This window comes from Streptomyces sp. NPDC002130 (assembly GCF_040296465.1).
Taxonomy (GTDB): Bacteria; Actinomycetota; Actinomycetes; order Streptomycetales; family Streptomycetaceae; genus Streptomyces.
This window is the reverse complement of record NZ_JBEOXI010000776.1, coordinates 1-1,531: the sequence shown is the minus strand read 5'-3', so window position 1 is coordinate 1,531 and position 1,531 is coordinate 1. Positions and strand designations below refer to the sequence as shown.

The window sequence follows — 1,531 nt, the reverse complement described above, 5'->3', positions numbered from 1 at the left end:
GACCTGGTAGTACTTGCCGTCGAGCGTGGCGCTGCCGGTCGACCACGCCTGCTGCATGATCTGGATTCCTTCGTCGAGTCGGCCCAGACGCTCACCGGCAGAGGGGAAGCCGTAGCCGTATGCGCGCCACTCCTGCTCGTACCATCCACCGCCGATTCCCATCTCGACGCGTCCACCCGTGATGAGGTCGGTGGTTGCAGCGACCTTGGCGAGGTACGCCGGGTTGCGGTAGCTCATGGCGGTACACATCTGGCCGAGTCGGATACGCGACGTCGACGCACCGAGTGCGGCCATCAATGTCCACGCCTCGTGAGTCGCTTCTTCCGTCGGCTGGGGAACGGTGTGGAAGTGGTCGTAGACCCACACCGATTCCCACGGCCCTGCCTCCGCGCGCAGCGTGAAGTCTCGCATCACCTCCCACTGCTTCGCGGGGTCGATGCCGACCAGGTCCAGACGCCAGCCTTGAGGTACGAACAGTCCGAATCGCATGTAGCGAGCGTACCTACCGTTTCCCGACGCGCGAGCGGGGTGACACCCGCGGCGAGTAGATCGGAATGAAGCGGAACATCATTGCTGCGCCGGCGAACGAAGTCGCGCCCAGTGCGGCGAACGCCCACCCGAGCGGGAACACCGCGGCGAGAAGACCGATCGCGAGCGGCCCACCGAACATGCCCGTGTCGTGGGTCAATCGCCATGCAGCGAGGAACTCGGCGCGCTCTTCGGGCGGAGCGATATCGGCACCGAGAGTCATGATCACGCCGTTGCCCAATCCGTTGCCGATCCCCATCACGACGGCGACCACGGTCAGTCCCAGCGCACCCGTCGAGAACGGCAGCATCAGGTACGACACACCGATCACCGTCAGAGAAGGCACCGCGACCAGCCTGCGGCCGTACCGGTCCATGATGTGTCCGGCCGGGTACGAGCACAGCAGGTCCACGGCCGCACCGATACCGAAGATCACACTCACCTGGGCTGCATCCAACCCGAGGTGCAATGCCCACAATGGAAGAACCGCCTCCCGCGAAGCACGGGCCGCGCCCATCAGAAGGGAGCCTGTCCCGAGGACAGACCGCCCATCGAACCTGCCCCGACGACCACGGCAGTGCGGCCGACCAGGCCGCCCTCGCCGATGATGCCGGCTGCACGATCGAGAGCCACGGACACGACAGATGCTCCGGCGGAGTCGATTCCGGTTTCGGAATGCACTCGCTTGCCGACGCGCAATGCCTGCTGAGCCAGTTCGTGGACGACGCGTCCGGCGGCCTGCTGCGCATCCGAAGATGCGTAGGCCGAACGGATCTGGCCGAGAATCTGCTGTTCGCCGATCACCATCGAGTCGAGGCCACTGGCCACGGCGAAGAGATGTTCGACCGCTGCTTCGCTGTATCGGACGTACGCGTGAGCGTGCAGCGCCGTCAGATCGAGACCCGAATGGTCGGAGCGACCCGGTGTCGGTGGCGGCCCTGCGGGCGGCCTGCGCGCACGCCGATCTGGTGCACGCGCACGGGCTGCACGCCTCCTTCCGTAC

2 protein-coding genes and 1 pseudogene are annotated in these 1,531 nt (G+C 66.1%); all 3 read right to left on the bottom strand.

Annotated elements, in window-relative coordinates:
* On the bottom strand, nucleotides 1-489 hold a 489-nt coding region (locus ABT116_RS45410; protein ID WP_351646914.1), incomplete at its 3' end, for an LLM class flavin-dependent oxidoreductase.
* A gap of 13 nt (nucleotides 490-502) precedes the next feature.
* A complete protein-coding gene (locus ABT116_RS45405; RefSeq protein ID WP_351646912.1) occupies nucleotides 503-1,045 on the bottom strand; it encodes an MFS transporter in 543 nt (180 codons plus the stop codon).
* A pseudogene (locus ABT116_RS45400) lies at nucleotides 1,045-1,428 on the bottom strand (glutamyl-tRNA reductase); the annotation flags it as partial. The gene ABT116_RS45405 and the pseudogene ABT116_RS45400, both read right to left, overlap by 1 nt.
* Nucleotides 1,429-1,531: the final 103 nt, after the last annotated feature.

Coding starts and splice junctions, on each gene's coding strand:
- ABT116_RS45405 (WP_351646912.1), bottom strand. CDS start 1,045: ATGGGCGCGGCCCGTGCTTCGCGGGAGGCGGTTCTTCCATTGTGGGCA.